The following is a 23,819-nucleotide window of genomic DNA, read 5'->3' as shown; positions in this document are numbered from 1 at the left end:
ATTGCAACCGTTGTGTGACAGCCCTGCGTTCAGGAAGTGCGTCACCGGACTTTCATATTCGCTGGTCACCATCCGGTCACGCGCCCGCCTGAGGGCCGTCACAAAAAACCACCCACCGGCCCTCCGGGCCTGCTCACACGTCAAAGGATCGAAGGTGAAAGATTTTCTGAGTGCCTTGAAAACGCAGCGCTGGGACGACCACCGCTACTACCACCACAGCCGCATCAACCAGACCCTGCACCTGATCAGCGCTTTGAGTTTTCTGGTGGCCTATGGACTGCTGTTCAGCGACCCGGCGGGCGCCGCCCTGCTGGCCTGGGGCGTGTCCATGGTGTCGCGCCAGTCGGGTCATTTCTTTTTCGAGCCGCGCGGCTATGACGAGGTGAACCAGGCCACGCATGAGCACAAGGAAGAGATCAAGGTGGGCTACAACCTGCGCCGCAAGGTGGTGCTGATGGCCCTGTGGGTGGCCGCCCCCGTGGCGCTGTGGTTGAGCCCCAGCCTGGGCGGGCTGATCGCGCCGGCTGAATCGTTCTCGGCCTTCTGGCACCAGGTGGGCTGGGCCTGGCTGGTGGTGGGGGTGGGCGGCCTGCTGTTCCGCACCGTGCACCTGTTCTTCTTGAAGGACGTGCAGACCGGCCTGGTGTGGATGACCAAGATCCTGACCGACCCCTTCCATGACGTGTACCTGTACCACAAGGCGCCTTTGTACCTGCTGCGCGGCGAGCTGCTGGACCCGATGGCCCACGCCCGCAAGCAGCACTGAGGCCACGGCCTCAGTGTGATCTGCCGCTTTGGCCTCAGCCGCGACGATGCGCCAGCATCTCCCTGAAGATGCCGCGCTTGATCGACTTGTTGGTCTGCGCGGCGTCCTGCCACCACCAGCCACCGGCCTCCATGGCCTGGCAGGCGGCCACAAAGCGGCGGCAGACCTCTTCAAAATCGGCTTCGGTGTAGTTCAGGCTGAAGATCAGCCGGCCGGTGCCGACCCAGCTCAGGGCCAGGCCTTGCTCACGCAGGTAGAACTGCAGCATCCAGTTGTAGCGCGAGGGGCGGGTGTAGCTCACGGTCCACACCGAGGACATGTTGGCCACCTGCACCGGGGCGCCGATGGCCTGCAGCCGCTGGTTGAGCTGCGCGGCGCGGCGGTTCTGGGTGGCGTCCAGCTCCACGTACATGAGTTGGGCCTCGGGGGTTTCCAGGTAATCCAGGAAGGCCGCCATGGCGCCCATCACATAGGGGTGCGAGTTGAAGGTGCCGCGGGCAAAGCACAGGTCGGCCGGCCGGTCTTCGCGGTAGCGCTTCATCAGCTCACGCTTGCCGCAGACCACGCCCACCGGCAGGCCGCCGCCCAGGGTCTTGCCGTAGGTGACCATGTCGGCCTTGACACCGAAGTATTCCTGGGCGCCGCCCGGGGCCAGGCGAAAGCCCAGGAACACCTCGTCGAAGATCAGCACGATGCCGCGCTCGGTGCAGACCTCGCGCAGCTGCTGGAGCCACTCGGTGTAGGCGGCGCGGTCGTAGCCGGCGCTGCGCGAGCTGTCCACCAACGACGAGTCGCCCGGCGCCGCCTTGTTGGGGTGCAGGGCCTGCAGCGGGTTGACCAGCACGCAGGCGATGTCGCGGCGTTTGCGCAGCACCTGCAGGCTGTTCTCGTGCATGTCGCGCAGGGTGTAGGTCTCGCGCGGGGGCAGGGGGTTGCCGGGGCCGGGCTGCACGTCTTCCCACCAGCCATGGTAGGCGCCGCAAAAGCGCACCAAGTGGCGCCGGCCGGTGTGGTAGCGGGCCAGGCGCACGGCCTGCATCACGGCTTCGGTGCCCGACATGTGGAAGGACACCTGGTCCAGGCCCGAGATGCGCTGCAGCCGCGCCACGTTGGCGGCCACGCTGGGGTGCAGGCTGCCCAGCACCGGGCCCAGGGCCTGGGCCCGGGCACTGCCCTCGGCAATGCACTGGCGGTACACGTCGACGCCGAACACATTGACGCCGTAGGAGCCGGTCAGGTCGTAGTAGCTGTTGCCATCCAGGTCGGTCAGGGTGACGCCTTCGGAGGCTTCCATGAAGGCCCCCACCTGCACATGCTGGCGCAGCAGCGGGCTGTACTGGAAAGGCACGCGGTAGGCGCCGGTGAACTGCAGGTCGGGCAGGCCGTCGCGGGCGCTGGCGGTGAGGTCCAGTGTGCGCGGGCAGCGGGCCACCAGCGTGCTGCCCAGCTGCTGCAGGGCCTGGCGCCGCTGCGCGGCCACCTCGGCCGGCGCGCCGTCGGAGTTGAAGAAGCGCTCCTCGCCGTAGGCGTAGCCGGGCAGCCACGAGGCCACCCGTTTGGCCATGCGCGAATGGCCGGTGAGCGAGGGGTGCTTGGCCCGCGACAGTTCCAGTCGGCGGATCAGCCGGGGCAGGGTGGCGGCAAAGGCCGCGCCGCCCAGGGCCCAGAAAGCCAGTGTTTCGTCCATTTGAAGAGGTCCGGATTTTCCAAATCGCGAAAGCGCGATGCCTCATCTGTAACTTGACTGATTGACATCTTGATGAAACTCCACAACCTGCGTGATCGCCTGCTGCAGCAGGAAGACCTGAACTTTCTGCTCACCAACCGCGTGCCGCGCATCGCGCTGACGCGCTTCATGGGCTGGTTCAGCCAGATCCGCCAGCCTCTGGTGCGCGACGCCTCGATCGCGGTGTGGCGCCTGTTCACCGAGCTGGACCTGAGCGAGGCGCGCAAGCCGCGCTTTGACAGCCTGCACGACTGCTTCACCCGCGAGCTGAAACCCGGGGCGCGCCCCTTCGATCCCGACCCCGAGGTGCTGGCCAGCCCCTGCGACGGCATCGTGGGCGCCTGTGGCGAGGTGGCCGGGCTGCAGGTGTGGCAGGCCAAGGGCTTTCCGTACCGACTGGAAGACCTGTTCGGCGACCCGGCCCGCGCCGAGGCCTTCCGCGATGGCTGCTATGTGACGCTGCGCCTGACCTCGGCCATGTACCACCGCTTCCATGCGCCGCACGACGCCCGTCTGCAGCACGTGACGCACCTGACGGGGGACACCTGGAACGTGAACCCGATCGCGCTCAAGCGGGTGGAGCGCCTGTTCTGCCGCAACGAGCGCGCGGCCCTGCATCTTCGGCTGGAGCGGGGCGGGCACCCGCTGGCCCTGGTGCCGGTGGCGGCCATCCTGGTGGCCAGCCTGCGCCTGCACGCACTGGACCTGCTCCTGCATGGCCGCTACCCAGGCCCGCACGAACTGCCTTGCGATGCGCCGGTGGACAAGGGGCAGGAGCTGGGCTGGTTCCAGCACGGCTCGACCATCATCGTGTTCGCCCCGAAGGGCTTCCGCCTGGTCGAGGGCGTGGCCACGGGCCTGCGGGTGCGGGCCGGGCAACCCTTGATGCACCTGCCGGAAGATCCGTTGCCCGCAGGCGATCAGGGCGTGGGCAGCACGTCGTAGACCACCCAGGCGAACTCCATCGGGTGCGGGAAGCGCCAGCCCGAGCGGGCCGCCGTCACCCACAGCGGCCGGATCGGGCGGCCGGTCTTCTCCAGCCATTCCTGCACTTCGACCTCGCAGTTGCTGGCCTCGTAGACCTGGGCCTTTTTCATGGGGCCGCGCGGGCAGATCATCAGGCCGCCTTGCTGCTCCCAGCCGGGGTGGGGGGCCAGGGTGGTGGGCCACTCGTCGGGCATGCCGGGCAGGGCGCGCACCTGGTCGGACACAAAGAAGGCCACCATGGCGTTCTCGGCCCATTCGCCGCCGGTCCAGCCCAGGGGCAGGTCGGGGTGGCGTTGCTGCCAGCCCTGCACCATGCGTTCGGCCGCCACTTCATTGGCCTCGTAATAGCTGCGCTTGCCCTGGCTGGCCTGGGTCACGGCCAGCACCACGCCGACCAGCAGCACGCCGGCCAGCACAGGCCAGGCCGAGCCCTGCAGGGCCTGCAGGCTGCGTGTGGTGGGGGTGTCCGTGTCCGACCCGGTGGCGGTGGTCGGGGTGGTGGCCTGCTCCAGGTTGCGCAGCCACAGGAGCGGGAAGGCATAGATGATGGGGATGGCCCAGGGGCTGGACAGCTCGGCCATGCCCGCGATGCCGGCCAGCAAGGTCACGGCGCCGGGCAGGGCCGCCAGCCAGAACACGGTGTCCTGCCAGTGCAGGGGCAGCCAGCTTCGCCACGCCAGGCGCGGGATCAGGCGCAGCAGCTTGAGCCAGCGGCCGGGGCCGGCCGGGCTGGCCTGCCAGGCGAACACCAGCACGCAGGGCAGCCAGGCCAGCAGCACGAACAGCAGCGGGGTGATGGCGAAATGCAGCAGGAAGTGCCACTCCACATGGCCGCCCCCCTGGTCGGCGGCATAGCGCAGGGTGGGGTAGTCGTGCTGCCACAACCACCAGGCATGGGGCAGCAGGAACACCGTCAGGCTGAGCAGGGCCACATAGGGGCGCAGGCTGCTGAACCAGCGGCGCATGTCATGCCTCAGCAGGGCGGTGACGAACAGCGAGAACAGGAACACGCCGCTGTAGTACTTGCTGAGCATGCACACCGCACCCAGAAAGCCCAGCCAGACCGAGGCGGTGAGGCCGGGGCGCCCGCTCTGGCGCAGGCTGGCCAGCCAGGCCACCGCCGTCCAGGGCCAGACTGACAACAGGATGGCGTTGGCATTGAATTTGGCCGCCAGCGTGGTGTAGGGCAGGGTCCACATCAGCAGCAGCACGGCGCTGGGGGCCATCTTGCGCAAGCCCAGCAGTCGCGCCAGATGCGCCACCCCCCACAGGCCGATGGCCACGTTCACATACGACAGCAGCTTGTACGACAGCGCGCTGCGCGGCATGGCCGCAAACCAGAGTTCGACCGCCCAGACAAAGAAAGGCGGGTGCTTGAAGGTGCCCCACTCGAAGGTCTGCCCCCAGGCAAAGTTCTCCAGCATGTCGTTGTAGGGGTCGAGGTTCGGGTAGGCGAACCAATGCACCAGGGCCCACACCAGGCAATAGGCCACGATGAGCAGGCGCGTGCTGTGCTGGCCGGGGGGCTGGGCTGAAGAGGGGGCGGCAGGCACGGCAGGAAAACAGTTCGGAAGGGGCGGGCTGGGGGTGGACGCCGTCGGGCGCGGCAGGCCGGGTCAGGATTGCCTTGGGTGATTGGGGCGGCTGGCGTTGGCCGGTAACCCCTGGCCCGGTCGATTGCAGCCGACCGGCTGCGCCAAAGCGGCGCGAATTGTCTCACGGCTGGCTTGTCGAGGGATACGTAGGGTTACGAATGGCTTTGTACCCATTGTGTGACGATGGGTCTTCAGAGGGGCTGTGCTCACATTGCAGGGGCGGTAGGGGCTTCGCCCGAGAACGGATGCCGCGCTTGCGCGCGGCGGGTTGACAGCCCGGCTGCCGCCCGCAGGGCGGCAGCTTTATGGCTTCGGCACAGCCGCTTCGCGCCTTCACGTCGGCAAAGCCGACATGAGCCTGCGCCGCAAGGCTACAGATTTGCCTGCGGCAAATGCTGGCCTTACAGGCCAGCCGCTGCACGCAGCGCTGCAGCCTTGTCCGTTCTTTCCCACGTGAACTCGGGTTCTTCTCGGCCGAAGTGGCCGTAGGCGGCGGTTTTTTCGTAGATGGGGCGCAGCAGGTCGAGCATCTGGATGATGCCCTTGGGGCGCAGGTCGAAGTGCTCTTGCACCAGGCGGGCGATCTGGTCGTCAGGGATGACGCCGGTGCCTTCGGTGTACACGGTCACGTTCATGGGGCGGGCCACGCCGATGGCGTAGGCGACCTGGATCTGGCACTGGCGGGCCAGGCCGGCGGCCACGATGTTCTTGGCCACGTAGCGGGCGGCGTAGGCGGCCGAGCGATCGACCTTGGTCGGGTCCTTGCCCGAGAAGGCGCCACCGCCGTGCGGGCAGGCGCCGCCGTAGGTGTCGACGATGATCTTGCGCCCGGTCAGGCCGCAATCCCCTTGCGGGCCGCCAATCACAAAGCGGCCGGTGGGGTTGATCAGGTACTTGGTGTCCTGCAGCCACTCTTTGGGCAGCACGGGCTTGATGATCTCTTCGATGATGGCTTCGGTGAAGCTGGCCTTCATCTTCTTGGCGGTTTCGCTCTGGTCGGGGCTGTGCTGGGTGGACAGCACCACGGTGTCGATGCTGTGCGGCTTGCCGTCCACATAGCGCATCGTGACCTGGCTCTTGGCGTCGGGGCGCAGGAAGGGAAGGCGGCCGTCCTTGCGCAGCTGGGCCTGGCGCTCGACCAGGCGGTGGGCGTAGTAGATGGGGGCGGGCATCAGCTCGGGCGTTTCGTCGCAGGCGTAGCCGAACATCAGGCCCTGGTCACCGGCGCCGGTGTTCAGGTGGTCGTCGCTGGCCTGGTCCACGCCCTGGGCGATGTCGTTGCTCTGCTTGTCGTAGGCCACCAGCACGGCGCAGCCCTTGTAGTCGATGCCGTACTCGGTGTTGTCGTAGCCGATGCGCTTGATGGTGTCGCGCGCCACCTGGATGTAGTCGACGTGCGCGTTGGTGGTGATTTCACCCGCCAGCACGACCAGACCGGTGTTGGTCAGGGTTTCGGCGGCCACGCGGCTGCGCGGGTCTTGCTTGAAGATGGCATCGAGGATCGCGTCGGAGATCTGGTCGGCCACCTTGTCGGGGTGACCTTCAGAGACGGATTCTGAGGTGAAAAGAAAATCGTTCGCCATTTGAATAAACTCCACGTTTCAAGTTCTGGGGGCGTTGCCTCGGACTCGGGAGCTTTGGCGAACGCTTTAGCAGTTGTGTTTAACGTCGCCCTGCAAGTTGCTCATTTAACTCAGCGACCCGTTTATTCTACCCATCTCATGCTCTCGTTGTTCAGGGTCTTTGCCCTGTTTCCCCTGGGGTTGCTCCAGGTCATGGGCTGGCTGCTGGGTTGGCTGGCCTTCCTGGCTTCGCCCTCCTACCGCCGGCGCTTTCTCGCCAATGCCGCCCTGGCAGGCGTGAGCCTGCGCGATGTGGTCGCGGCGGTGGGTCATGGTGGGCGCATGGTCGCCGAGCTGCCGCGCCTGTGGCTGGGGCGGCCCCTGCCCTCGGTGTGGGCGGACAACGGTTGCATCGAACGGGCCCTGGCCTCCGGGCGCGGGGTGGTGTTTTTGACGCCGCACATGGGCTGCTTCGAGTTGTCGCCGCAGGCCCTGGCGCGCGACTATGCCGAGCGCTACGGCCCCATGACCATCCTGTACCGGCCGGCGCGGCAGGCCTGGCTGGCCCACACCATGGCCTCGGTGCGTGAGCGACCGGGGCTGCAGGCCGTGCCCACCACCTTGGCCGGCGTGCGGCAACTGATCAAGGCGCTGCGCCAGGGGCGGGCCGTGGGCCTGCTGCCCGACCAGGTGCCGCCCGAGGGCATGGGGGTGTGGGCGTCGTTCTTTGGCCAGCCCGCCTACACCATGACCCTGGCCGTGCGCCTGGTGCAGCAGACCGGGGCCACCGTGCTGCTGGCCTGGAGCGAGCGCCTGTCGTGGGGGCGGGGGGTGCGCATCCATGTGCACGAGATGCAGACGCCGCTGGCGGCTGACATGACGCAGGCGGTGACCCAGATCAATGCCGAGATGGAGCAGATGATCCGGGCCTGCCCGGCCCAGTACCTTTGGGGTTATGCGCGCTACAAGCAGCCGCGCGGAGAGTCTTGAGCATGTGGAGTCGGTTCGGAATTGCATTCATGCGGCTGATGGCCCACCTGCCCCTGTCCTGGGTGCGGGGCCTGGGCGTGGCTTTGGGCTGGGTGCTCTATGGGCTGGCCGTGCCGCGGCGGCACGTGGTGGCGGTGAACCTGAAGCTGTGCTTCCCGGAGGTGCCGCTGGCCCAGCGCAAGGCCTGGACGCGGCAGGCCTTCATCCACTTTGCGCAGTCGTGGCTGGACCGGGGCTGGCTCTGGCACGCGCCGCGCGAGGTGCTGGCGCGTCGCATCCGCCTGGTGGGGCCGTGGCAGGAGTTCGAGGGCGACACGCCCACGATCATCTTTTCGCCCCATTTCTTCGGTCTGGAAGCCGGCGGCATGGCGCTGTCGATGAACGTGGACCGGGTGTTCACCTCGATCTTCACGCCCCAGCCCAGCCCGGCGGTGGACGCCTGGATGAAGGCCGGGCGCTCACGTTTCGGCGAGGTGACCATGCTGAGTCGCTTCGATGGCGTCAAGCCCATCATCAACACGCTGCGCAAGGGCGGGGCCCTGTACCTGCTGCCCGACATGAATTTCGGCCCCGAAGAGTCGATCTTCGTGCCGTTTTACGGGCACCTAGCGGCCACGGTGCCCAGCCTGTCGCGCTTTGCCCGTTTGGGGCGGGCCAAGGTGGTGCCGGTGGTGTCGCGCATCACGCCCGAGGGCTACGAGGTGGAGGTGATGCCGGCCTGGCAGAACTTCCCGACCGAGGATGTGGAGGCCGACACGGCCCTCATGAACCAGCGCCTGCAGGGCTGGATCGACACCATGCCCGACCAGTATTACTGGGTGCACAAGCGCTTCAAGACCCGCCCACCGGGCGAACCGTCGGTCTACGGCTGAATTGGGGCGGCGAGAAAGCCCTGGATCTGCTGCATGACCCAGGCCGGGTCTTCGTGCACGATCCAGTGGCTGGCGGTGTCATGCCGGCGCACCTGCAGCCGAGGCACCCAGGCGTCCAGGCCGTCGAGCAGGCCGGGCAGCAGGGCGTGGTCGCCCAGGCCCCACAGCACCTGGGTGGGGCAGCTCACCTGCAGCATGCTGTCGGGCAGCTCCAGGGCGGCGGCACCGGGGTGGTGGGCATCGCCTGGGCGCAGCGGTGAGGCCCGGTAGTAGTTGCAGCCGCCGCGCAGGCTGGTGCGCCACACCGTGCGGTACTGGTTCTTGACGTCTTCACTGAGCCAGGTCGGTTCGCCCTGGGCGCCAAAGCGCTGAAAGAAGCCCCACAGGCGCGCGAAGTCATCTTCGGCCAGGCGCTCTTCGGCCCCGGGCTGGATCAGAAAGTTCATGTAGGCGCTGGCCGCCAGCTGGGCCGGGTTGTGGCGCAGCTCGCGCACAAAGGCGCCGGGGTGGGGCGAGTTGATGATCACCAGGCGCTGCATCAGTTCGGGGTGCTGGTTGGCCAGGCTCCAGGCCACGGCGCCGCCCCAGTCGTGGGCCACCAGGGCGCCGAGCGGCGCCTTGGGTGATTCGAGGGCGATCAGCGCCTGCAGATCCTGCACCAGCAGGCGGGCCTTGTAGGCTTCGACTTCGGGCGGGCGGCTGGACTGTTCGTAGCCGCGCAGGTTGGGTGCCACGCAGCGCCAGCCGCCGTTCTCGGGGCGTGAGAAGTGCAGCAGCAGCGGGTCCCAGACAAAGGCGGCTTCAGGGAATCCGTGCAGAAACAGCAGCACGGGCGCGCCGACCGGGCCGGCAGCCCGGCAGCTCAGGGTGATGCCATGCGGCAGGGCGTGTTCAAAGGTGTCGATCATGGGCGAAGGCTCCTGGGGCGATGGGGGCCCCTGGCCTGGCCCGGTGCTCAGTCCACTTCGGGCTCGGCGGGCGGGGTGTCGGCTGGGGGCTCGGCGGCAGGTTCGGGCGTGGCGTCTGCCAGATCAGTGGCGGCCACCGGGGGGTGGGTCCACTGCCACAGCAGGTGTGCGGTGTCTTCGATGCCGATGCGCTTGAGCGCGGAGAAGAGTTTCACCTCGCCGCCGCCCGCGTTCAGTCGCGCAATCGACAGCGCCTTGGCGCCTTCGGAGCGGGTCAGCTTGTCGGCCTTGGTCAGCAGCACCAGGAATTTCAGGCCCTCTTCGACGCGCGGGCGGATGACTTCGAGCAGGGTTTCGTCCAGCTCGGTCAGGCCCAGGCGCGGGTCGCACATCATCACGATGCCCTTGAGGTTCTCGCGGCTGACCAGGTAGTTGGCCATCACGCGCTGCCAGCGGATCTTGTCGTCCTTGGGCACGGCGGCGTAGCCGTAGCCGGGCAGGTCGGCCAGCACGGCATCGGTCTCACCCTGGCGCCCGAGGGAGAACAGGTTGATGTGCTGGGTGCGGCCAGGCTTCTTGGAGGCGAAGGCCAGTTGCTTTTGCTGCGTCAAGGTGTTGATGCAGGTGGACTTGCCGGCGTTGGAGCGGCCCACGAAAGCGATTTCAGGCACCTGCAGCGGCGGCAGGTGGTGCAATTGGGCAGCGGTGGTCAGAAAGCGGGCCGTGTGCATCCAGCCCAGGGCCGCCTTGGCCTCGGTGGAGGGGGTCGGCGCAGAGGGACGGGCGGCCTTGGCCGGGGCGGATGTGGAGCGGTTTGTCATCAAAATGGAAGTATTCCTGAAGCCTCATTGTAGAATCGAGTGGTTTTGCGCCCCTAACATCATTGAGCCACGATATGAAGTTGATCGCTACTTTGCTCAGCGCCGCCGTGCTGGCCGCCTCCGCTTTTTCGGCCTGTGCTGCTGAAGAAAAACCCGCTGCAGCGGCCAAGCCTGATCTGGTCAAGGGCGAGGCAAGCTTTGCCACCTGCGCCGCCTGCCACGGGGCTGATGGCAACTCGGGCACCCCGGCCTACCCGAAGCTGGCGCAACAGCACCCCGACTACCTGGTCAAGCAACTGCGTGAGTTCAAGTCCGGTCAGCGTGCCAACGCCGTCATGAGCGGCATGGTCGCTGCGCTCAGCGACGACGACATGAAGAACATCGCCGCCTGGGTCTCCAAGAACAAGGCCAAGCCCGGCTTTGCCAAGGAAAAAGACCTGGTCACCCTGGGTGAGCGCATCTACCGCGGCGGCATCGCCGACCGTCAGATCGCTGCCTGCGCCGGCTGCCACAGCCCGAACGGCGCCGGCATCCCGGCCCAGTACCCGCGCCTGGCAGGCCAGCAGGCCGAATACACCGCAGCCCAGCTGACCGCCTTCCGCGACGGTGTGCGCAAGAACAGCATCCAGATGACGGGTGTGGCTGCCAAGCTCAACGACCGCGAAATCAAGGCCGTGGCCGACTACATCGCCGGCCTGCATTGATCCTCGGGCTGAGGTTCACGGAACCTCTGCCCGTTTTCTCTCCCTCAGCAGGGCGGGCCTCATCTGCGGCCCGCCCTTTTTGTTTGCATCAGGCCCTGGCGACACCATGTCTCTTCCCCTTGCTGAAACCGGCCCGCAGGCGCAGCCCCCGCGCAGCCGCCCCGAGCGCCTCAAGGTGCTGGTGGACCTGCTGTCGTCGATGCGCTTTGCCATCTCGCTGTTGACCGTCATCTGCATTGCTTCGGTCATCGGCACCGTGCTGCAGCAGAACCAGCCGGCGGTCAACTATGTGAACCAGTTCGGCCCCTTCTGGGCCCAGTTGTTTGGCGAGCTGCACCTCTACTCGGTGTACAGCGCCTGGTGGTTTTTGCTGATCCTGGGCTTTCTGGTGGTCAGCACCTCGCTGTGCATCGCCCGCAACACCCCCAAGATCCTGGTCGACCTGAAGACCTTCAAGGAAAACATCCGCGAGCAGAGCCTGCGCGCCTTCGGCCAGCATGCCGAGGCCGATTTCTCTGAAGCCCCCGAGGGGCTGGCCCGGCGCCTGGGCGAGGGCCTGGTGCAGGGCGGCTGGAAGGTGCGCCTGCAACCGCGTGACACCGCTGCAGGCCCCGGCACCGGCTGGATGGTGGCGGCCAAGGCGGGGGCGGCCAACAAGCTGGGCTACATCGCCGCGCACTCGGCCATCGTGCTGATCTGCCTGGGCGGCTTGCTGGACGGCGACCTGATCGTGCGCGCCCAGATGTGGTTCAACGGCAAGGCGCCTTACGCCGGTGCCGGCCTGATTGCCGACGTGCCCGCCCGTCACCGCCTGAGCGAAAACAACCCCACCTTCCGCGGCAACCTGATGGTGGCCGAGGGCACGCAGTCGAGCACCGCCATCCTGAACCAGTCGGATGGCGTGCTGCTGCAGGAGCTGCCGTTTGCGGTGGAGCTCAAGAAATTCATCGTCGAGCACTACTCCACCGGCATGCCCAAGCTGTTTGCCAGCGAGATCGTGATCCACGACAAGGCCACCGGTGCGCTGACCGAGGCGCGGGTGGAGGTGAACCACCCCGTCAACTACCACGGCATCGAGATCTACCAATCGAGCTTTGACGACGGCGGCTCCAAGGTGCGCCTGCAGGCCTTGCCGCTGGACTCAGACGGCGCGCGCTTCGAGGTCGAGGGCGTGATCGGCGGCAGCACCGGCCTGACCCGCAGCCAGACCGGCGAGAAGTTCAACCTCGAGTTCAGCGCGCTGCGCGTGATCAACGTGGAAAACTTTGCCGGCCAGGGCGGGCCTTCAGGTTCGGGCGTGGATGTGCGCAAGGTTGATCTGCGCGACTCGGTGGAGGCCCGTCTGGGGGCGGCCAACAAGGTGATGACCAAGAAGGAGCTGCGCAACGTGGGCCCCAGCATCACCTACAAGCTGCGTGACGCGGCCGGCCAGGCCCGCGAGTTCCACAATTACATGCTGCCGGTCGACATGGGCGACGGTGGCGCGCCGGTGATGCTGCTGGGCATGCGCGAGACGCCAGCCGAACCGTTCCGCTACCTGCGGGTGCCGGTGGATGACCAAGGTGGCATGGACAGCTTTTTGCGCCTGCGCAAGGCCCTGGGCCAGCCCAAACTGCGCGAGCAGGCCGTGGCCCGCTATGTGGCCCTGGCCATCGACCCCAGCAAACCGGAGCTGGCCCGCCAGCTGCAGGCCTCGGCCAGCCGGGCCCTGGATCTGTTTGCCGGCAACCCGGCCGCGGCCAAGGGTTCGGATCGCCCCGCGGGTGGTTTGCAGGCGGTGGCCGATTTCATCGAGTCCAATGTGCCCGAGGCCGAGCGCCCCCGCGCGGGCGAGGTGCTGATCCGCATCCTCAACGGGGTGCTGTTCCAGCTGGAGCAACTGAGCCGCGAGCAGGCCGGCCTGAAACCCTGGCCCAACGAGGCCAAGACCCAGGCCTTCATGACCCAGGCCGTGCTGTCGCTCAGCGACGTGCAGGCCTACCCGGTGCCGCTGACCTTTGTGTTGAAAGACTTCACCCAGGTGCAGGCCAGCGTGTTCCAGGTGGCGCGTGCCCCTGGCAAGACGGTGGTCTATCTGGGCTGCGCCTTGCTGATTCTGGGGGTCTTTGCCATGCTGTACGTGCGCGAACGCCGTGTCTGGATCTGGGTGCGCCCCGAGTCTGGCGGCACCCGTGCCACGATGGCCTTGTCCAGCAACCGCAAGACCATGGATGGCGACCGTGAATTCGAACACCTGAAAATCAAGCTGCTGGGCCTGGCACCCGCGTCGCGTGACGCTGCCGAGGGACCCGCCCCGAACTGAACCCCGGAGTCGACCCCATGAACACCGCGACCCGTCCCACGACGAGCATCACCCTGAGCGAAGGGTTTTTTTCACGCCGATCCTGGCTGGACTGGCTGTTTGCCGCCCTGGTGCTGGCCGCCGGGGGCGCCACCCTGTCGATGTACGGGCAGGCCATGGATGTCTATGAAACCGGCATCCTGATCGCCGCCGTGCCGGCCGCGATCTGGCTGGGCTGGTTCTGGCGTCCGCTGGCCGTGTTGATGGTGGGCGTGGCGGGCTTGAGCCTGCTGGCCATCTCGTCCTACCACGCGAGTGGCGAGGCGCCCACGCTGGCGCGGGCGGACACGGTGTTCTGGCTCAAGTACTTCCTGTCAAGCCAGTCGGCCATCCTGTGGATGAGCATGCTGGTCTTCATGAGCACCATCTTTTACTGGCTGGGCCTGGTCGGTGGCCCGCATGGGGCCACCATGGAGCTGACGGGCTCGCGCCTGGCCTGGGCGTCGGTGGTGATGGCCCTGACGGGCACCATGGTGCGCTGGTATGAAAGCTACCTGCTGGGGGCTGACATCGGGCACATCCCGGTCAGCAATCTGTACGAGGTGTTCGTGCTGTTCTGCTGGATCACCACGGTGTTCTACCTCTACTTCGAGGCCCAGTACAAGACCCGGGCCCTGGGTGCTTTTGTGATGCTGGTGGTGAGCGCGGCCGTGGGTTTTCTGCTGTGGTACACGGTGGTGCGCGAGGCGCATGAGATCCAGCCCCTGGTGCCGGCCCTGAAAAGCTGGTGGATGAAACTGCATGTGCCGGCCAATTTCATCGGCTACGGCACCTTTGCCTTGTCGGCCATGGTGGCCTTTGCCTACCTGATCAAGCAGCAGGCGGGCGAGAAGCGCTGGTACAAGCTGACCCCGCTGTGGCTGCTGGGCATTGTTCTGTGCTTCGAGCCCATGGTGTTCCGCCGCAGCACGAATGAGGCCGGCGGCAGCTACTGGGTGGTGTACTTTGCGATCTCGGCGCTGGTGGTGGCGGGCATTCTGTTCGCCCGCGAGCGCATTGCGCGCCGTCTGCCGCCGCTGGAGGTGCTGGACGACGTGATGTACAAGGCGATCGCCGTGGGCTTTGCCTTCTTCACCATCGCCACCGTGCTGGGCGCCTTGTGGGCCGCCGAGGCCTGGGGCGGCTACTGGAGCTGGGACCCGAAGGAAACCTGGGCCCTGATCGTCTGGCTGAACTACGCGGCCTGGCTGCACATGCGGCTCATGAAGGGGCTGCGCGGCACGCTGTCGGCCTGGTGGGCCCTGGGCGGGCTGGTGGTGACCACCTTCGCCTTCCTGGGTGTCAACATGTTCCTCAGTGGCCTTCACAGTTACGGGACATTGTGAACTTTCGGTGAATTTCGCGAATCCTTGAAAGAATGCGGCTCGTACTCCGACCAACGCATAACTTCAAGGAGCTTCCATGCTGATCAAGACGCGCGACGACGGTTTCCAACACCCGGTCGCCAGCGAAATCACCCCCGCTTCCGTCTATGCCGGTCGCCGTCAGTGGCTGCGGCAACTGGCCCTGGCCGGCGCCGGCACCGCCCTGGGCAGTTGGGCCGCCCGCGACGCGCTGGCCCAGGCCGCGCCCTACGCCCACCCGGGCAAGCTGCCGGCACTGGCGGGCGCCAAGTCGGCCGTGGCCGGTGCCATGACGATGGACAAGGTGACCGATTACAAGGACGCCAGCGGCTACAACAACTACTACGAGTTCGGCACCGACAAGGCCGACCCGGCGCGCAATGCCCACACCCTGGTGACCTCGCCCTGGCGGGTGGAGATCGACGGCCTCGTCAAGAAGCCGGGCCCCATCAACCTGGAAGACCTGATCAAGCTCAGCGCCCAGGAAGAGCGCATCTACCGCCTGCGCTGTGTGGAGGGCTGGTCGATGGTGATCCCCTGGGTGGGTTATTCGCTGGCCGAGCTGATCCGCCGCGTGGAGCCCCTGGGCAGCGCCAAGTACGTGGAGTTCCATACCCTGGCCGATCCCAAGACCATGCCCTTCGTGGGCTCGCGCATCCTGGACTGGCCGTATGTCGAAGGCTTGCGCATGGACGAAGCCATGCACCCGCTGACCCTGCTGTCGTTCGGCATGTACGGTGAGGTGTTGCCCAAGCAGAACGGGGCCCCGGTGCGCCTGGTGGTGCCCTGGAAATACGGTTTCAAGAGCGCCAAGAGCCTGGTGCGCATCCGCTTCACCGACAAGGAACCGGGCACGGCCTGGAACAAGGCCGCAGCCAACGAGTACGGCTTCTACTCCAATGTGAACCCCGAGGTGGACCACCCGCGCTGGAGCCAGGCCACCGAGCGCCGCATCGGTGAGGACGGCTTGTTTGCCAAGAAGCGCAAGACCCTCAAGTTCAATGGCTACGAGGCCCAGGTGGCGTCCCTGTATGCCGGCATGGACCTGAAGAAGTTCTACTGAGCGCTGCCGCCATGCGTTCTGCCTCCTCTGCTCCGACCGGCCGGGCTGCCGGGCCGGCCGGTGTGCGTGCCAGCCTGTCGGCGGCCTTGCTGTCGGCCTGGGCCAAGCCTGTGGCCTGGGTGCTGTTGTTGCTGCCCCTGGCCTGGCTGGTGGCGCTGACCGCCACCGATGGCCTGGGTGCCAACCCGGCCGAGGCCCTGATCCGCGCCACGGGCGACTGGACCCTGCGCCTGCTGTGCGGGGTGCTGGCGGTGACGCCGCTGCGGGTGATCGGGCGTTTGCCGGCGCTGGCCCGCTTTCGTCGCCTGCTGGGCCTGTTCGCCTTTTTCTACGCCCTGGTGCACCTGGCCTGCTACAGCCTGTTCGACATGGGCCTGGAGTGGGGCGACATCGGGCGGGACATCCTGAAGCGGCCCTTCATCCTGGTGGGCTTCACGGCCTGTGTGTTGATGCTGCCCCTGGCCCTGAGTTCGTTCAATGCCGCCATCAAGGCGCTGGGAGGGCGGCGCTGGCAGGCGCTGCACCGGTTGGTGTACGCCGTGGCCTTGCTGGGCCTGCTGCATTTCTTCTGGATGCGGGCCGGCAAGCACAACTTTGCCGAGGTGGCGGTCTATGCCGCGGTGATTTCAGCGCTGCTGGGCTGGCGCCTGCAGCAGGCCTGGCTCAAGCGTCGCCGGGTGGGGCGTGCTGCTTAGCCCGGGTCCCTGATCAATGCCCGCCCACGGCCCGCAGGGCCGGTTGGGCGCCGCGCAGCGGGTCGATCTGCAGCGTCGGCAACTGGTAGGCGCGGTCATCAAACAGGTCGATGCCGCACATCAGGTTCTCCAGCCAGTCAAAGAACTGGTTGATCGCCACCTGGCCCACGATGGGGGCGCCATGCTGGGGCACCAGCATGCTGATGTCGAGCTGGCGCGCCATGCGCACCCACAGACGCAGGATCTTGTTGGAGACCATGTACCGCCGGTGAAAGCCCTCCATCAAGGGGATGTGGTCCGTCAGGTCGGTGACGAACTTCTGGGCCTGCTGGCCGGTGGTCAGTGACACGCCCAGATCGCCGGTGAACAGGATGCGGCTGACCGGGTCGTAGAACTGGAAGTTGCCCTCGGAATGCATGAAGTGCGCGGGCAGCAGCCACATTTCATGGCGCCCGATGCGCAGCTTGCCGCCGCCGTCAGGCACGCCGATCACGCGGTCTTCAGTCTTGCCCACTTTGGCAAAGTGGGGCGCAAAACGCTCCCAGATGCGCGAGATCACCAGCTTGGCGCGGGTGGAGGTCATCCAGCGGTCCAGCGAGGCAATGATGTCGGGGTCGGCGTGCGAGGCCAGCAGGTAGCTGAGCTTGCTGGGAGGGAAGTGCTTGGACATGCCCAGGAACAGCTCGTTGAACGCCAGGTTGCCACCTGGGTCGATGATGGCGCCCGTGCCATCGTCCACGATCAGGAACTGGTTCGCCTGCACCGCCTGACCCCCTTCCTCGATGAGGTCGGTGAACATCAGGCAGGCGTGATCCGCGTCACGGTAAAGTTCCAAAGGCATGCTTGTTCCCTGCGGCCATCGACACGGCCGGAAGCTGCACTGTACGGAAAAGGCATTTCTGTGATTTGATGCACATCAATGCCTTTGATCTGCGTAAATCAGCCATTTGGGAGCAGGTTTTCCAGCGCGAAGGTGTCGGCAGCGGTCTCACGCCGGCGGATCAGGTGGGCTTGGTCGCCGTCCACCAGCACCTCGGCCAGGCGCCCACGGGTGTTGTAGTTGCTGGACATGCTCATGCAGTACGCGCCGGTGGACAGCACCGCCAGCAGGTCGCCCTGGGCCACTGCCAGCGTGCGGTCACGGCCAAGCCAGTCGCCGCTTTCACACACCGGTCCCACCACGTCGTAAGGGGTGGTGGTGGCGCTGTCGTCAGCCTGGACGGGCACGATGGCGTGGTAGGCCTCGTACATGGCCGGGCGGGGCAGGTCGTTCATGGCCGCATCGACGATGCAGAAGTTCTTCTGCTCGCCAGGCTTCAGGTAGAGCACTTCGGTCAGGCACAGACCGGCGTTGCCCACCAGGGAGCGGCCGGGCTCGATCATCAGCTGGCGCTGGCCAAAGCCGCGCGCATCGAGCTTGGCCAGCAATTGGGCCCACAGGGCATCGGCCTCGGGCGGCGTGTCGCCGTTGTAGTTGATGCCCAGGCCACCACCGAAGTCGATGTGGTGGATGGGAATGCCGGCCCGCTCGATCGCTTCGACCAGATCAAGCACACGGTCCATGGCATCCAGGTAGGGGTCGACCTGGGTGATCTGCGAGCCGATGTGGCAGTCGATGCCCACCACCTTCAGGCCGGGCAGGCTGGCCGCGCGCTGGTAGGTGGCCAGGGCGCGATCGTGCGCCACGCCGAACTTGTTGCCCTTGAGGCCGGTGGAGATGTAGGGGTGGGTCTTGGCGTCGACATTGGGGTTGACGCGGATGCTCACCGGCGCGGTGGTGCCCAGTTCAAGGGCCACCGCGTTCAGCACTTCGAGTTCGGCCTCGCTTTCGACGTTGAAGCAGCCGATGCCGGCCTGCAGGGCCAGGCGCATTTCGGCGCGGGTCTTGCCGACGCCCGAGAAGATCACTTTGGACACATCGGCGCCCGCGGCCTGCACCCGGGCCAGTTCGCCGCCCGAGACGATGTCGAAACCGCAGCCGGCCTGGGCAAAGAGTTGCAGGATGGCCAGCGACGAGTTGGCCTTCATGGCGTAGCAGATCTGCGCCTTGCGACCGGCAAAGCCGCGCTGGTAGGCGGCCAGTGCCGCCAGCATGGAGGCCTTGGAGTAGACAAACAGAGGGGTGCCGAAGCGCTGGGCGAGCTCGGGGCTGGCCACGCCTTCGACGGTCAGGATCTGGTCACGGTACGAAATATGGGGCTGGCCGGGCAACTGGGCTTGGGTCATGGTGTGGTGGTGGTGGGCGTGAGGGGGGTGGCCGGGGAGGTCGGCGTGGCGTCCGCGGGCTGCTTGCGATCCGTCGTGGCGCGCAGCGAGTCGGGGGTCAGCACCTGGGGCAGGGTGGCCCGCTGGGCGGCAGCCGGGTCTTGCGGCAGGTACAACGGGCCGCGCTGGCCGCAGCCGCACAAAGCGCCCGCAGCGACAAGGGCAATCAGCCTGACTAGAATTTGGATTCGACTCAACATCAGCGAATTGTAATGACCGACCTTGAATTCATGGACCGTGCCGAAACCCTGCTCAAGGCGGTGGAACTCCGTTGCGATGCCCTCAACGACAGCACCGATGCCGATATCGACGCCCAGCGCAGCGGCGGCATGATCACGCTGGCCTTTCCCAACCGCAGCCAGATCGTGATCAACCTGCAAAAGCCCTTGCATGAGGTCTGGCTGGCCACGCGCAGCGGCGGCTATCACTACCGTTGGGTGGATGGGGTGTGGCGAGACACCAAGGGCACGGGCTCATTCTTTGAGCAACTGAGCCTGGACGCCACGGCCCAGACCGGGCAGAACCTGGCGTTCCCCGCACCCTGAGGCCGGCGCTGCAGGGTTCCGCCTTCAGATCAGCCCGCCACCGCGCCGCCCCAAGGCGGCCTGGGCTCCCTTGGGGGCTGAGCCCAGCGGCTCCAGGCCTGCCTGCGCAGAGCTGGACAGGGCAAAGAGCGTCTGCGTCCGCGGCCGCACCAGTCAAAGACACGAAGTGAGGGGGCCATCAGGCCCCCTTCTTGATGCCACAGACCTGCAACGAAGCGGTCAGCCCGCCGCCCGGCCGCCCGAAGGCGGGCTGGGCCCCCCTGGGGGGCAGGGAGTGACACGAAGTGCGCGACCGTGAGGGCCTTAGTTCCTGAACAGATCAAGGATGCGCGAGCGCTCGTCTGCCGGTGCCGGTGGGTGGGCGCCCCCGGTGGCTGCCGCAGGCGGTGCCACCCCGGCGCTGCCGCCCTTGTCGTCCAGGCCCAGGCTGCTCACGCTGTTGCCGCGGGCGAACTCTTCAAAATACCATTCACCCCCCACGTTGACCACGCCTTCAGGGGCGCTGGGCTCGCTGACCGGCACGCCCTTGAGCGCGCGTTCCATGAAGGTGATCCACACCGGCAGGCTCAGGCCGCCCCCGGTTTCTCGATCCCCCAGCTTGCGCGGGGTGTCGTAGCCGATCCAGGTCACCGCCGCCAGCGTGGGTTGAAAGCCGGCAAACCAGGCGTCCATCGAGTCGTTGGTGGTGCCGGTCTTGCCGTAGATGTCGGGGCGCTTCAGGGTGGCCTGGGCCTTGGCCGCCGTGCCCGAGCGGGCTACTTCTTGCAGCAGGCTGTCCATCATGAAGGCATTGCGCGGGGAGATGGCGCGCGGGTTTTCGTCCAGCGCGGGCGTCTTGCTCTGCACCAGCAGCTTGCCCTTCTGGTCGGTGATGTGATCGATCACCCAGGGGTTGACCCGGTAGCCCCCGTTGGCGAACACCGAGTACGCCATCACCATCTGCATCGGCGTGACCGAGCCCGCGCCCAGCGCCATGGTCAGGTAGGGCGGGTGCTTTTCGGCTTCAAAGCCGAAGTGGGTGATCCAGTCCTGGGCGTAGCGCGCGCCGATCGATTGCAACACCCGGATCGAAATCATGTTCTTGGACTTGGCCAGACCCCGGCGCAGGGTCATCGGGCCTTCGAAGGTGCCGTCGTAGTTCTTCGGTTCCCAGGGCTGGCCGCCGGTGGTGCCGGCATCAAAGAACAGCGGCGCGTCGTTCACCACGGTGGCCGGTCCAAAACCCTTTTCGAGCGCGGCCGAATAGATGAAGGGCTTGAAGCTCGAGCCTGGCTGGCGCCAGGCCTGGGTCACATGGTTGAACTTGTTCTTGTCGAAATCGAAGCCGCCGACCAGGGCCTTGATGGCCCCGCTGCGCGGGTCCACGGCCACAAAAGCGCCTTCCACCTCGGGCAACTGGGTGATCTCCCAGGTGTCCTTGGGCGTCTTCACCACACGGATCACAGCGCCTCGGCGCAGCCGGATGTTGGGAGGGGCTTTGTCAGACAGGCCCGATTGCGCGGGTTTCAAGCCATCACCGGTGATTTCGACACTGTCGCCGTTGGGGCGTACCGCGGTGATTTTCTTGGGGTTGGCATCCAACACCACGGCGGCCATCACATCGCCGTTGTCAGGGTGGTCGGAGAAGGCGTCGTCGATGGCCTCGTCCAGCTCTTTGGGGTTGCCGGGCAGGTTGATGAAGCGCTCGGGGCCCCGGTACACCTGACGCCGCTCGTAGTCCATGATGCCCTTGCGCAGCGCGCGGTAGGCCGTGTCCTGGTCGGCTGCATTGATCGAGGTGTAGACGTTCAGGCCCCGCGTGTAGGCCTCGGCTCCGTATTGCGTGAGCACCAGCTGGCGCACGGTTTCGGCCACGTACTCGGCGTGGATGCGCGAGCTGTCGGGGCCGAACTTGATGCGCAAGGCCTCGTTGCGGGCGTCGTCGGCCTGGGCTTTGGTGATGAAGCCGTTCTCTTCCATCCGGTCGATGATGTATTGCTGCCGGATGCGGGCCCGTTTGGGGTTGCTGATCGGGTTGTAGGCCGAGGGGGCCTTGGGCAGGCCGGCCAGCATCGCGGCCTCGGCCACCGTGATGTCTTTCAAGGGCTTGCCGAAATAGGTGTCGGCTGCAGCCGAGAAGCCGTAGGCGCGGTTGCCCAGGAAGATCTGGTTCATGTAGATCTCGAGGATCTGATCCTTGCTCAGCATGTGCTCAAGCTTGAAGGTGAGCAGGATTTCGTAGATCTTGCGGGTGAAGGTCTTCTCGGAGGACAGGTAGACATTGCGCGCCACCTGCATCGTGATGGTCGAGGCCCCCTGGCTTTTGACCCGGCCCAGGTTGGCCAGACCGGCGCGGAACATGCCGATGTAGTCCACCCCGCCGTGCTGATAGAAGCGTGCGTCCTCGACCGCCAGCACGGCGTCTTTCATGATTTTGGGGATGTCTTTGATGGGCGTCAGGTTGCGACGCTCTTCGCCGAACTCGCCCAACAGGGCACCGTCCGCCGAATAGACCCGCAAGGGGAGCTTGGGCTGGTAGTCTGACAGGTCGGAGATGTCGGGCAGGTTGGGGTAGGCCACCGCCAGGGCCACCGCCACCAGCATCAGCACGCTCAGCACCCCAGCCAGCGCCAGCCCGGCCAGCCACAGCAGCACGCGGACCGCCCAATGAGTTCTCCCTGGCGAGCCGGAGCGAGGGGACTCCTGAGGGTTCTGGGGGGTGGAGCGTGCCATGGTCGAATGCGAAGTGAATTGCGGATTATAGAAATCGGGCTTCCGTGGGGGTCGATGCTCTGGTGCGCCAGTTCGGCGGTCTGTGTAACTTATTGCAAAATAGTCACAAATCGTCTGCTTTTGACAACGAGAGGTGAACGCACTCGGGTGGAATTCCTTGGTCCGACAACACCCTTGCTGCTAGCATTCATGCAAAGTATGAAGTCGAAACGTCCGTCCGGGCGTGTAACGGGGGACCATCTTGATCTCTTTAGGATCATTGTTTGGCCGGCAGGTGGCGCCCCTGCTCGGCATTGACATCAGTTCGTCCAGCGTCAAACTGGTCGAGTTGGGTCGTGAAAAGTCCGGAGAGTACGTTCTCGAACGCTGCATGATGGAGCCGCTGGAGAAGGGCTGGATCATCGACGGCAACATCGAAAAGTTCGATGAGGTGGCGGATGCCGTGAAACGTCTGGTCAAACGTTGCGGCAGTCGCACCAAGAATGTGGCCATGGCCTTGCCCGCCTCGGCGGTGATCACCAAGCGCATCGTCCTGCCGGGCGGTCTCTCAGACCAGGAACTGGAAGTTCAGGTCGAATCCGAAGCCAATCAATACATTCCGTTTTCGCTTGACGAGGTCAGCCTCGATTTCTGTGTCATTGGCCCCAGCCTCAGTTCGCAGGGCGATGTCGACGTCTTGATTGCCGCATCGCGCAAGGAGAAGGTGCAGGATCGCCAGGGTCTGGCGGAAGCCGCCGGACTCAAGCCGGTCGTGCTGGATGTTGAGTCCTTCGCTTCACGCCTCGCGGCTGGCCGTCTGATTGAGCAATTGCCTGGACATGGCGCTGGCCTTATGGTGGCTTTGTTCGAGGTCGGTTCGATGACCACCAGCCTGCAGGTGCTCAAGGACAGCGAGGTCCTGTACGAGCGCGATCAGGCTTTTGGTGGTGCGCAACTGACCCAGTTGATCGTGCGCCAGTACGGTTTCTCGCCTGAAGAGGCGGAGTCCAAAAAGCGCTCCGGTGAATTGCCAGACGATTACGCGTCCTCGGTGCTGCGGCCCTTTGTGGAGAGCGTGGCGCAGGAAATCGGTCGTGCGCTCCAGTTCTTCTTCACCAGCACCCCCTTCAACCGCGTGGATCACATCCTGCTGGCGGGTGGTTCTGCGGCCCTGCCAGGCCTGGCAGAGGCTGTGACGCAGCAGACCTCCTTCGCCTGCAGCCTGGTCAATCCCTTCGAGGGCATGCAGATCCAGGATTCCGTGCGCCTGAAGAAGATGGCGCGTGAGGCTCCAGCCTACCTCACCGCATGCGGCCTGGCCATGCGGAGGTTCTTGACATGATCCTGATCAACCTGCTGCCCCACCGCGAAGAGGCTCGCCTCAAGCGCAAAGAGGCCTTCAAAGTGGCCTTGGTGGGTTCGATGTTGCTGGGGGCCTTGGTCGTGGCGATGGTGTATCTGGTCTACCAGTCCAGCCTGACCGACCAGCGAGAGCGCAACGAAACCTTGAAGGCCGAGATCAAGGGCCTCGAGGTTCAGATCAAGGAAATCTCGAATATTGAAGCCGAGATCGCCTCTTTGAAAGCGCGCCAGAAGGCCGTGGAAGATCTGCAGTCTGATCGCAACGCCCAAACCTACCTCATGAATGAGTTGGTCAAACAATTGCCTGACGGGGTTTATGTGACGAGCATGCGGCAGGAGGGTCAGACGATTCTGATTCAGGGGGTGGCCCAATCCAATCAGCGGGTCTCGGAAGTGCTGAAAAACTTCTCTTCGGGGTCGACTTGGTTTGCTCGCCCTGAATTGCTGGAAATCCAGGCCGGGACCGTGAATCTGAGCCCTCGGGACCAACGCCGGGTGGCCAATTTCGGTATGAGATTCCAGTTGCTGCGTGCCTCTGATGTTGAGAAGGCCGCGGAAGCGGCGGCAAAGAAGTGAGTCTCAC

Annotated in this window: 21 protein-coding genes and 1 pseudogene; 12 read left to right on the top strand and 10 right to left on the bottom strand. The window is 65.9% G+C overall.

Translation table 11 applies throughout. From position 1 onward, the window contains the following. Window positions 1–154 precede the first annotated feature (154 nt). The gene (locus L880_RS0128075; protein WP_027478420.1) at window positions 155–766 is read left to right on the top strand and encodes a hypothetical protein; all 612 of its coding nucleotides are present in this window, start codon (window positions 155–157) and stop codon (window positions 764–766) included. A gap of 34 nt (window positions 767–800) precedes the next feature. On the opposite strand, the gene L880_RS0128070 is transcribed toward L880_RS0128075, so the two are convergent. After that, a complete protein-coding gene (locus L880_RS0128070) occupies window positions 801–2,453 on the bottom strand; it encodes an aminotransferase class III-fold pyridoxal phosphate-dependent enzyme (RefSeq protein ID WP_027478419.1) in 1,653 nt (550 codons plus the stop codon). A 72-nt stretch (window positions 2,454–2,525) separates the two neighbouring features. Between L880_RS0128070 and asd the strand changes: the two genes are divergently transcribed. Further along, on the top strand, window positions 2,526–3,437 hold the full coding sequence (gene asd, locus L880_RS0128065) for an archaetidylserine decarboxylase (RefSeq protein ID WP_027478418.1): 912 nt from the start codon (window positions 2,526–2,528) through the stop codon (window positions 3,435–3,437). Here the strand turns inward: asd and L880_RS0128060 are convergent. Together L880_RS0128060 and metK are read right to left on the bottom strand one after the other, a co-directional pair. Continuing rightward, window positions 3,413–5,032 carry a glycosyltransferase family 39 protein gene (locus tag L880_RS0128060; protein ID WP_027478417.1) on the bottom strand — a complete coding sequence of 540 codons (1,620 nt, stop codon included), beginning with the start codon at window positions 5,030–5,032 and terminating at the stop codon, window positions 3,413–3,415. The genes asd and L880_RS0128060 overlap by 25 nt on opposite strands. Window positions 5,033–5,475: 443 nt before the next feature. Beyond that, the gene (gene metK / locus L880_RS0128055; RefSeq protein ID WP_019576176.1) at window positions 5,476–6,657 is read right to left on the bottom strand and encodes a methionine adenosyltransferase; all 1,182 of its coding nucleotides are present in this window, start codon (window positions 6,655–6,657) and stop codon (window positions 5,476–5,478) included. Window positions 6,658–6,795: 138 nt separating this feature from the next. On the opposite strand from metK, the gene L880_RS0128050 reads away from it, so the two are divergent. After that, a complete protein-coding gene (locus L880_RS0128050) occupies window positions 6,796–7,626 on the top strand; it encodes a lysophospholipid acyltransferase family protein (protein WP_027478416.1) in 831 nt (276 codons plus the stop codon). Between the two features lie 2 nt (window positions 7,627–7,628). After that, entirely contained in the window at window positions 7,629–8,498 is an 870-nt protein-coding gene (locus L880_RS0128045; protein ID WP_027478415.1) for an LpxL/LpxP family acyltransferase, read from the top strand. On the opposite strand, the gene L880_RS0128040 is transcribed toward L880_RS0128045, so the two are convergent. Together L880_RS0128040 and yihA are read right to left on the bottom strand one after the other, a co-directional pair. Continuing rightward, the gene (locus L880_RS0128040; protein WP_027478414.1) at window positions 8,489–9,406 is read right to left on the bottom strand and encodes an alpha/beta fold hydrolase; all 918 of its coding nucleotides are present in this window, start codon (window positions 9,404–9,406) and stop codon (window positions 8,489–8,491) included. The two genes, L880_RS0128045 and L880_RS0128040, sit on opposite strands and share 10 nt — an antisense overlap. Window positions 9,407–9,453: 47 nt before the next feature. Further along, a complete protein-coding gene (gene yihA / locus L880_RS0128035) occupies window positions 9,454–10,227 on the bottom strand; it encodes a ribosome biogenesis GTP-binding protein YihA/YsxC (RefSeq protein ID WP_027478413.1) in 774 nt (257 codons plus the stop codon). Between the two features lie 74 nt (window positions 10,228–10,301). Here yihA and L880_RS0128030 point away from each other — a divergent pair, with 74 nt between their 5' ends. From L880_RS0128030 to L880_RS0128010, 5 genes are all read left to right on the top strand, one after another. Next, complete coding sequence (locus L880_RS0128030; RefSeq protein ID WP_027478412.1) at window positions 10,302–10,931, top strand: c-type cytochrome; 630 nt, start codon at window positions 10,302–10,304, stop codon at window positions 10,929–10,931. 106 nt (window positions 10,932–11,037) lie between these two features. After that, on the top strand, window positions 11,038–13,233 hold the full coding sequence (locus tag L880_RS0128025; RefSeq protein ID WP_027478411.1) for a cytochrome c biogenesis protein ResB: 2,196 nt from the start codon (window positions 11,038–11,040) through the stop codon (window positions 13,231–13,233). A 17-nt stretch (window positions 13,234–13,250) separates the two neighbouring features. Next, the gene (gene ccsB, locus L880_RS0128020; RefSeq protein ID WP_027478410.1) at window positions 13,251–14,597 is read left to right on the top strand and encodes a c-type cytochrome biogenesis protein CcsB; all 1,347 of its coding nucleotides are present in this window, start codon (window positions 13,251–13,253) and stop codon (window positions 14,595–14,597) included. Between the two features lie 76 nt (window positions 14,598–14,673). Next, window positions 14,674–15,678 carry a protein-methionine-sulfoxide reductase catalytic subunit MsrP gene (gene msrP / locus L880_RS0128015; protein ID WP_027478409.1) on the top strand — a complete coding sequence of 335 codons (1,005 nt, stop codon included), beginning with the start codon at window positions 14,674–14,676 and terminating at the stop codon, window positions 15,676–15,678. A gap of 74 nt (window positions 15,679–15,752) precedes the next feature. Beyond that, a complete protein-coding gene (locus L880_RS0128010) occupies window positions 15,753–16,373 on the top strand; it encodes a protein-methionine-sulfoxide reductase heme-binding subunit MsrQ (RefSeq protein WP_027478408.1) in 621 nt (206 codons plus the stop codon). 13 nt (window positions 16,374–16,386) lie between these two features. On the opposite strand, the gene L880_RS0128005 is transcribed toward L880_RS0128010, so the two are convergent. The 4 genes and pseudogenes from L880_RS0128005 to L880_RS36850 form a co-directional block, all read right to left on the bottom strand. After that, on the bottom strand, window positions 16,387–17,214 hold the full coding sequence (locus L880_RS0128005; protein WP_027478407.1) for an oxygen-binding di-iron domain-containing protein: 828 nt from the start codon (window positions 17,212–17,214) through the stop codon (window positions 16,387–16,389). Window positions 17,215–17,312: 98 nt separating this feature from the next. Continuing rightward, window positions 17,313–18,599 carry a diaminopimelate decarboxylase gene (gene lysA / locus L880_RS0128000; RefSeq protein WP_027478406.1) on the bottom strand — a complete coding sequence of 429 codons (1,287 nt, stop codon included), beginning with the start codon at window positions 18,597–18,599 and terminating at the stop codon, window positions 17,313–17,315. Continuing rightward, window positions 18,596–18,754: a hypothetical protein gene (locus L880_RS0127995; RefSeq protein WP_425389215.1), complete on the bottom strand. Its 159-nt coding sequence runs from the start codon at window positions 18,752–18,754 to the stop codon at window positions 18,596–18,598. Before L880_RS0127995 ends, lysA begins: the two co-directional genes overlap by 4 nt. Window positions 18,755–18,772: 18 nt before the next feature. Beyond that, window positions 18,773–18,838 (bottom strand): annotated as a pseudogene (locus L880_RS36850) (hypothetical protein); the annotation flags it as partial. A gap of 12 nt (window positions 18,839–18,850) precedes the next feature. On the opposite strand from L880_RS36850, the gene cyaY reads away from it, so the two are divergent. Then, complete coding sequence (gene cyaY, locus L880_RS0127990; RefSeq protein ID WP_027478404.1) at window positions 18,851–19,183, top strand: iron donor protein CyaY; 333 nt, start codon at window positions 18,851–18,853, stop codon at window positions 19,181–19,183. A gap of 303 nt (window positions 19,184–19,486) precedes the next feature. On the opposite strand, the gene L880_RS0127985 is transcribed toward cyaY, so the two are convergent. Next, window positions 19,487–21,895: a penicillin-binding protein 1A gene (locus L880_RS0127985; RefSeq protein WP_425389212.1), complete on the bottom strand. Its 2,409-nt coding sequence runs from the start codon at window positions 21,893–21,895 to the stop codon at window positions 19,487–19,489. Between the two features lie 241 nt (window positions 21,896–22,136). Between L880_RS0127985 and L880_RS0127980 the strand changes: the two genes are divergently transcribed. Beyond that, window positions 22,137–23,216, top strand: coding sequence for a pilus assembly protein PilM (locus L880_RS0127980; protein WP_027478402.1), 1,080 nt, complete (start codon window positions 22,137–22,139; stop codon window positions 23,214–23,216). Next, the gene (locus tag L880_RS0127975; RefSeq protein WP_027478401.1) at window positions 23,213–23,812 is read left to right on the top strand and encodes a PilN domain-containing protein; all 600 of its coding nucleotides are present in this window, start codon (window positions 23,213–23,215) and stop codon (window positions 23,810–23,812) included. Before L880_RS0127980 ends, L880_RS0127975 begins: the two co-directional genes overlap by 4 nt. The last annotated feature ends 7 nt before the right edge of the window (window positions 23,813–23,819 follow it).

Origin of the sequence: Curvibacter gracilis ATCC BAA-807, from assembly GCF_000518645.1 — a bacterium.
Classification (GTDB): Bacteria; Pseudomonadota; Gammaproteobacteria; order Burkholderiales; family Burkholderiaceae_C; genus Curvibacter; species Curvibacter gracilis.
The sequence above is the reverse complement of the archived record's forward strand: the minus strand, read 5'-3'. Positions and strand labels throughout refer to the sequence as shown.

Coding starts and splice junctions, on each gene's coding strand:
- L880_RS0128025 (WP_027478411.1), top strand. CDS start 11,038: ATGTCTCTTCCCCTTGCTGAAACCGGCCCGCAGGCGCAGCCCCCGCGC.
- L880_RS0128040 (WP_027478414.1), bottom strand. CDS start 9,406: ATGATCGACACCTTTGAACACGCCCTGCCGCATGGCATCACCCTGAGC.
- ccsB (WP_027478410.1), top strand. CDS start 13,251: ATGAACACCGCGACCCGTCCCACGACGAGCATCACCCTGAGCGAAGGG.
- L880_RS0128005 (WP_027478407.1), bottom strand. CDS start 17,214: ATGCCTTTGGAACTTTACCGTGACGCGGATCACGCCTGCCTGATGTTC.
- asd (WP_027478418.1), top strand. CDS start 2,526: ATGAAACTCCACAACCTGCGTGATCGCCTGCTGCAGCAGGAAGACCTG.
- L880_RS0128030 (WP_027478412.1), top strand. CDS start 10,302: ATGAAGTTGATCGCTACTTTGCTCAGCGCCGCCGTGCTGGCCGCCTCC.
- cyaY (WP_027478404.1), top strand. CDS start 18,851: ATGACCGACCTTGAATTCATGGACCGTGCCGAAACCCTGCTCAAGGCG.
- L880_RS0128050 (WP_027478416.1), top strand. CDS start 6,796: ATGCTCTCGTTGTTCAGGGTCTTTGCCCTGTTTCCCCTGGGGTTGCTC.
- msrP (WP_027478409.1), top strand. CDS start 14,674: ATGCTGATCAAGACGCGCGACGACGGTTTCCAACACCCGGTCGCCAGC.
- L880_RS0127975 (WP_027478401.1), top strand. CDS start 23,213: ATGATCCTGATCAACCTGCTGCCCCACCGCGAAGAGGCTCGCCTCAAG.
- yihA (WP_027478413.1), bottom strand. CDS start 10,227: ATGACAAACCGCTCCACATCCGCCCCGGCCAAGGCCGCCCGTCCCTCT.
- L880_RS0128070 (WP_027478419.1), bottom strand. CDS start 2,453: ATGGACGAAACACTGGCTTTCTGGGCCCTGGGCGGCGCGGCCTTTGCC.
- metK (WP_019576176.1), bottom strand. CDS start 6,657: ATGGCGAACGATTTTCTTTTCACCTCAGAATCCGTCTCTGAAGGTCAC.
- L880_RS0128045 (WP_027478415.1), top strand. CDS start 7,629: ATGTGGAGTCGGTTCGGAATTGCATTCATGCGGCTGATGGCCCACCTG.
- lysA (WP_027478406.1), bottom strand. CDS start 18,599: ATGACCCAAGCCCAGTTGCCCGGCCAGCCCCATATTTCGTACCGTGAC.
- L880_RS0127985 (WP_425389212.1), bottom strand. CDS start 21,895: ATGGCACGCTCCACCCCCCAGAACCCTCAGGAGTCCCCTCGCTCCGGC.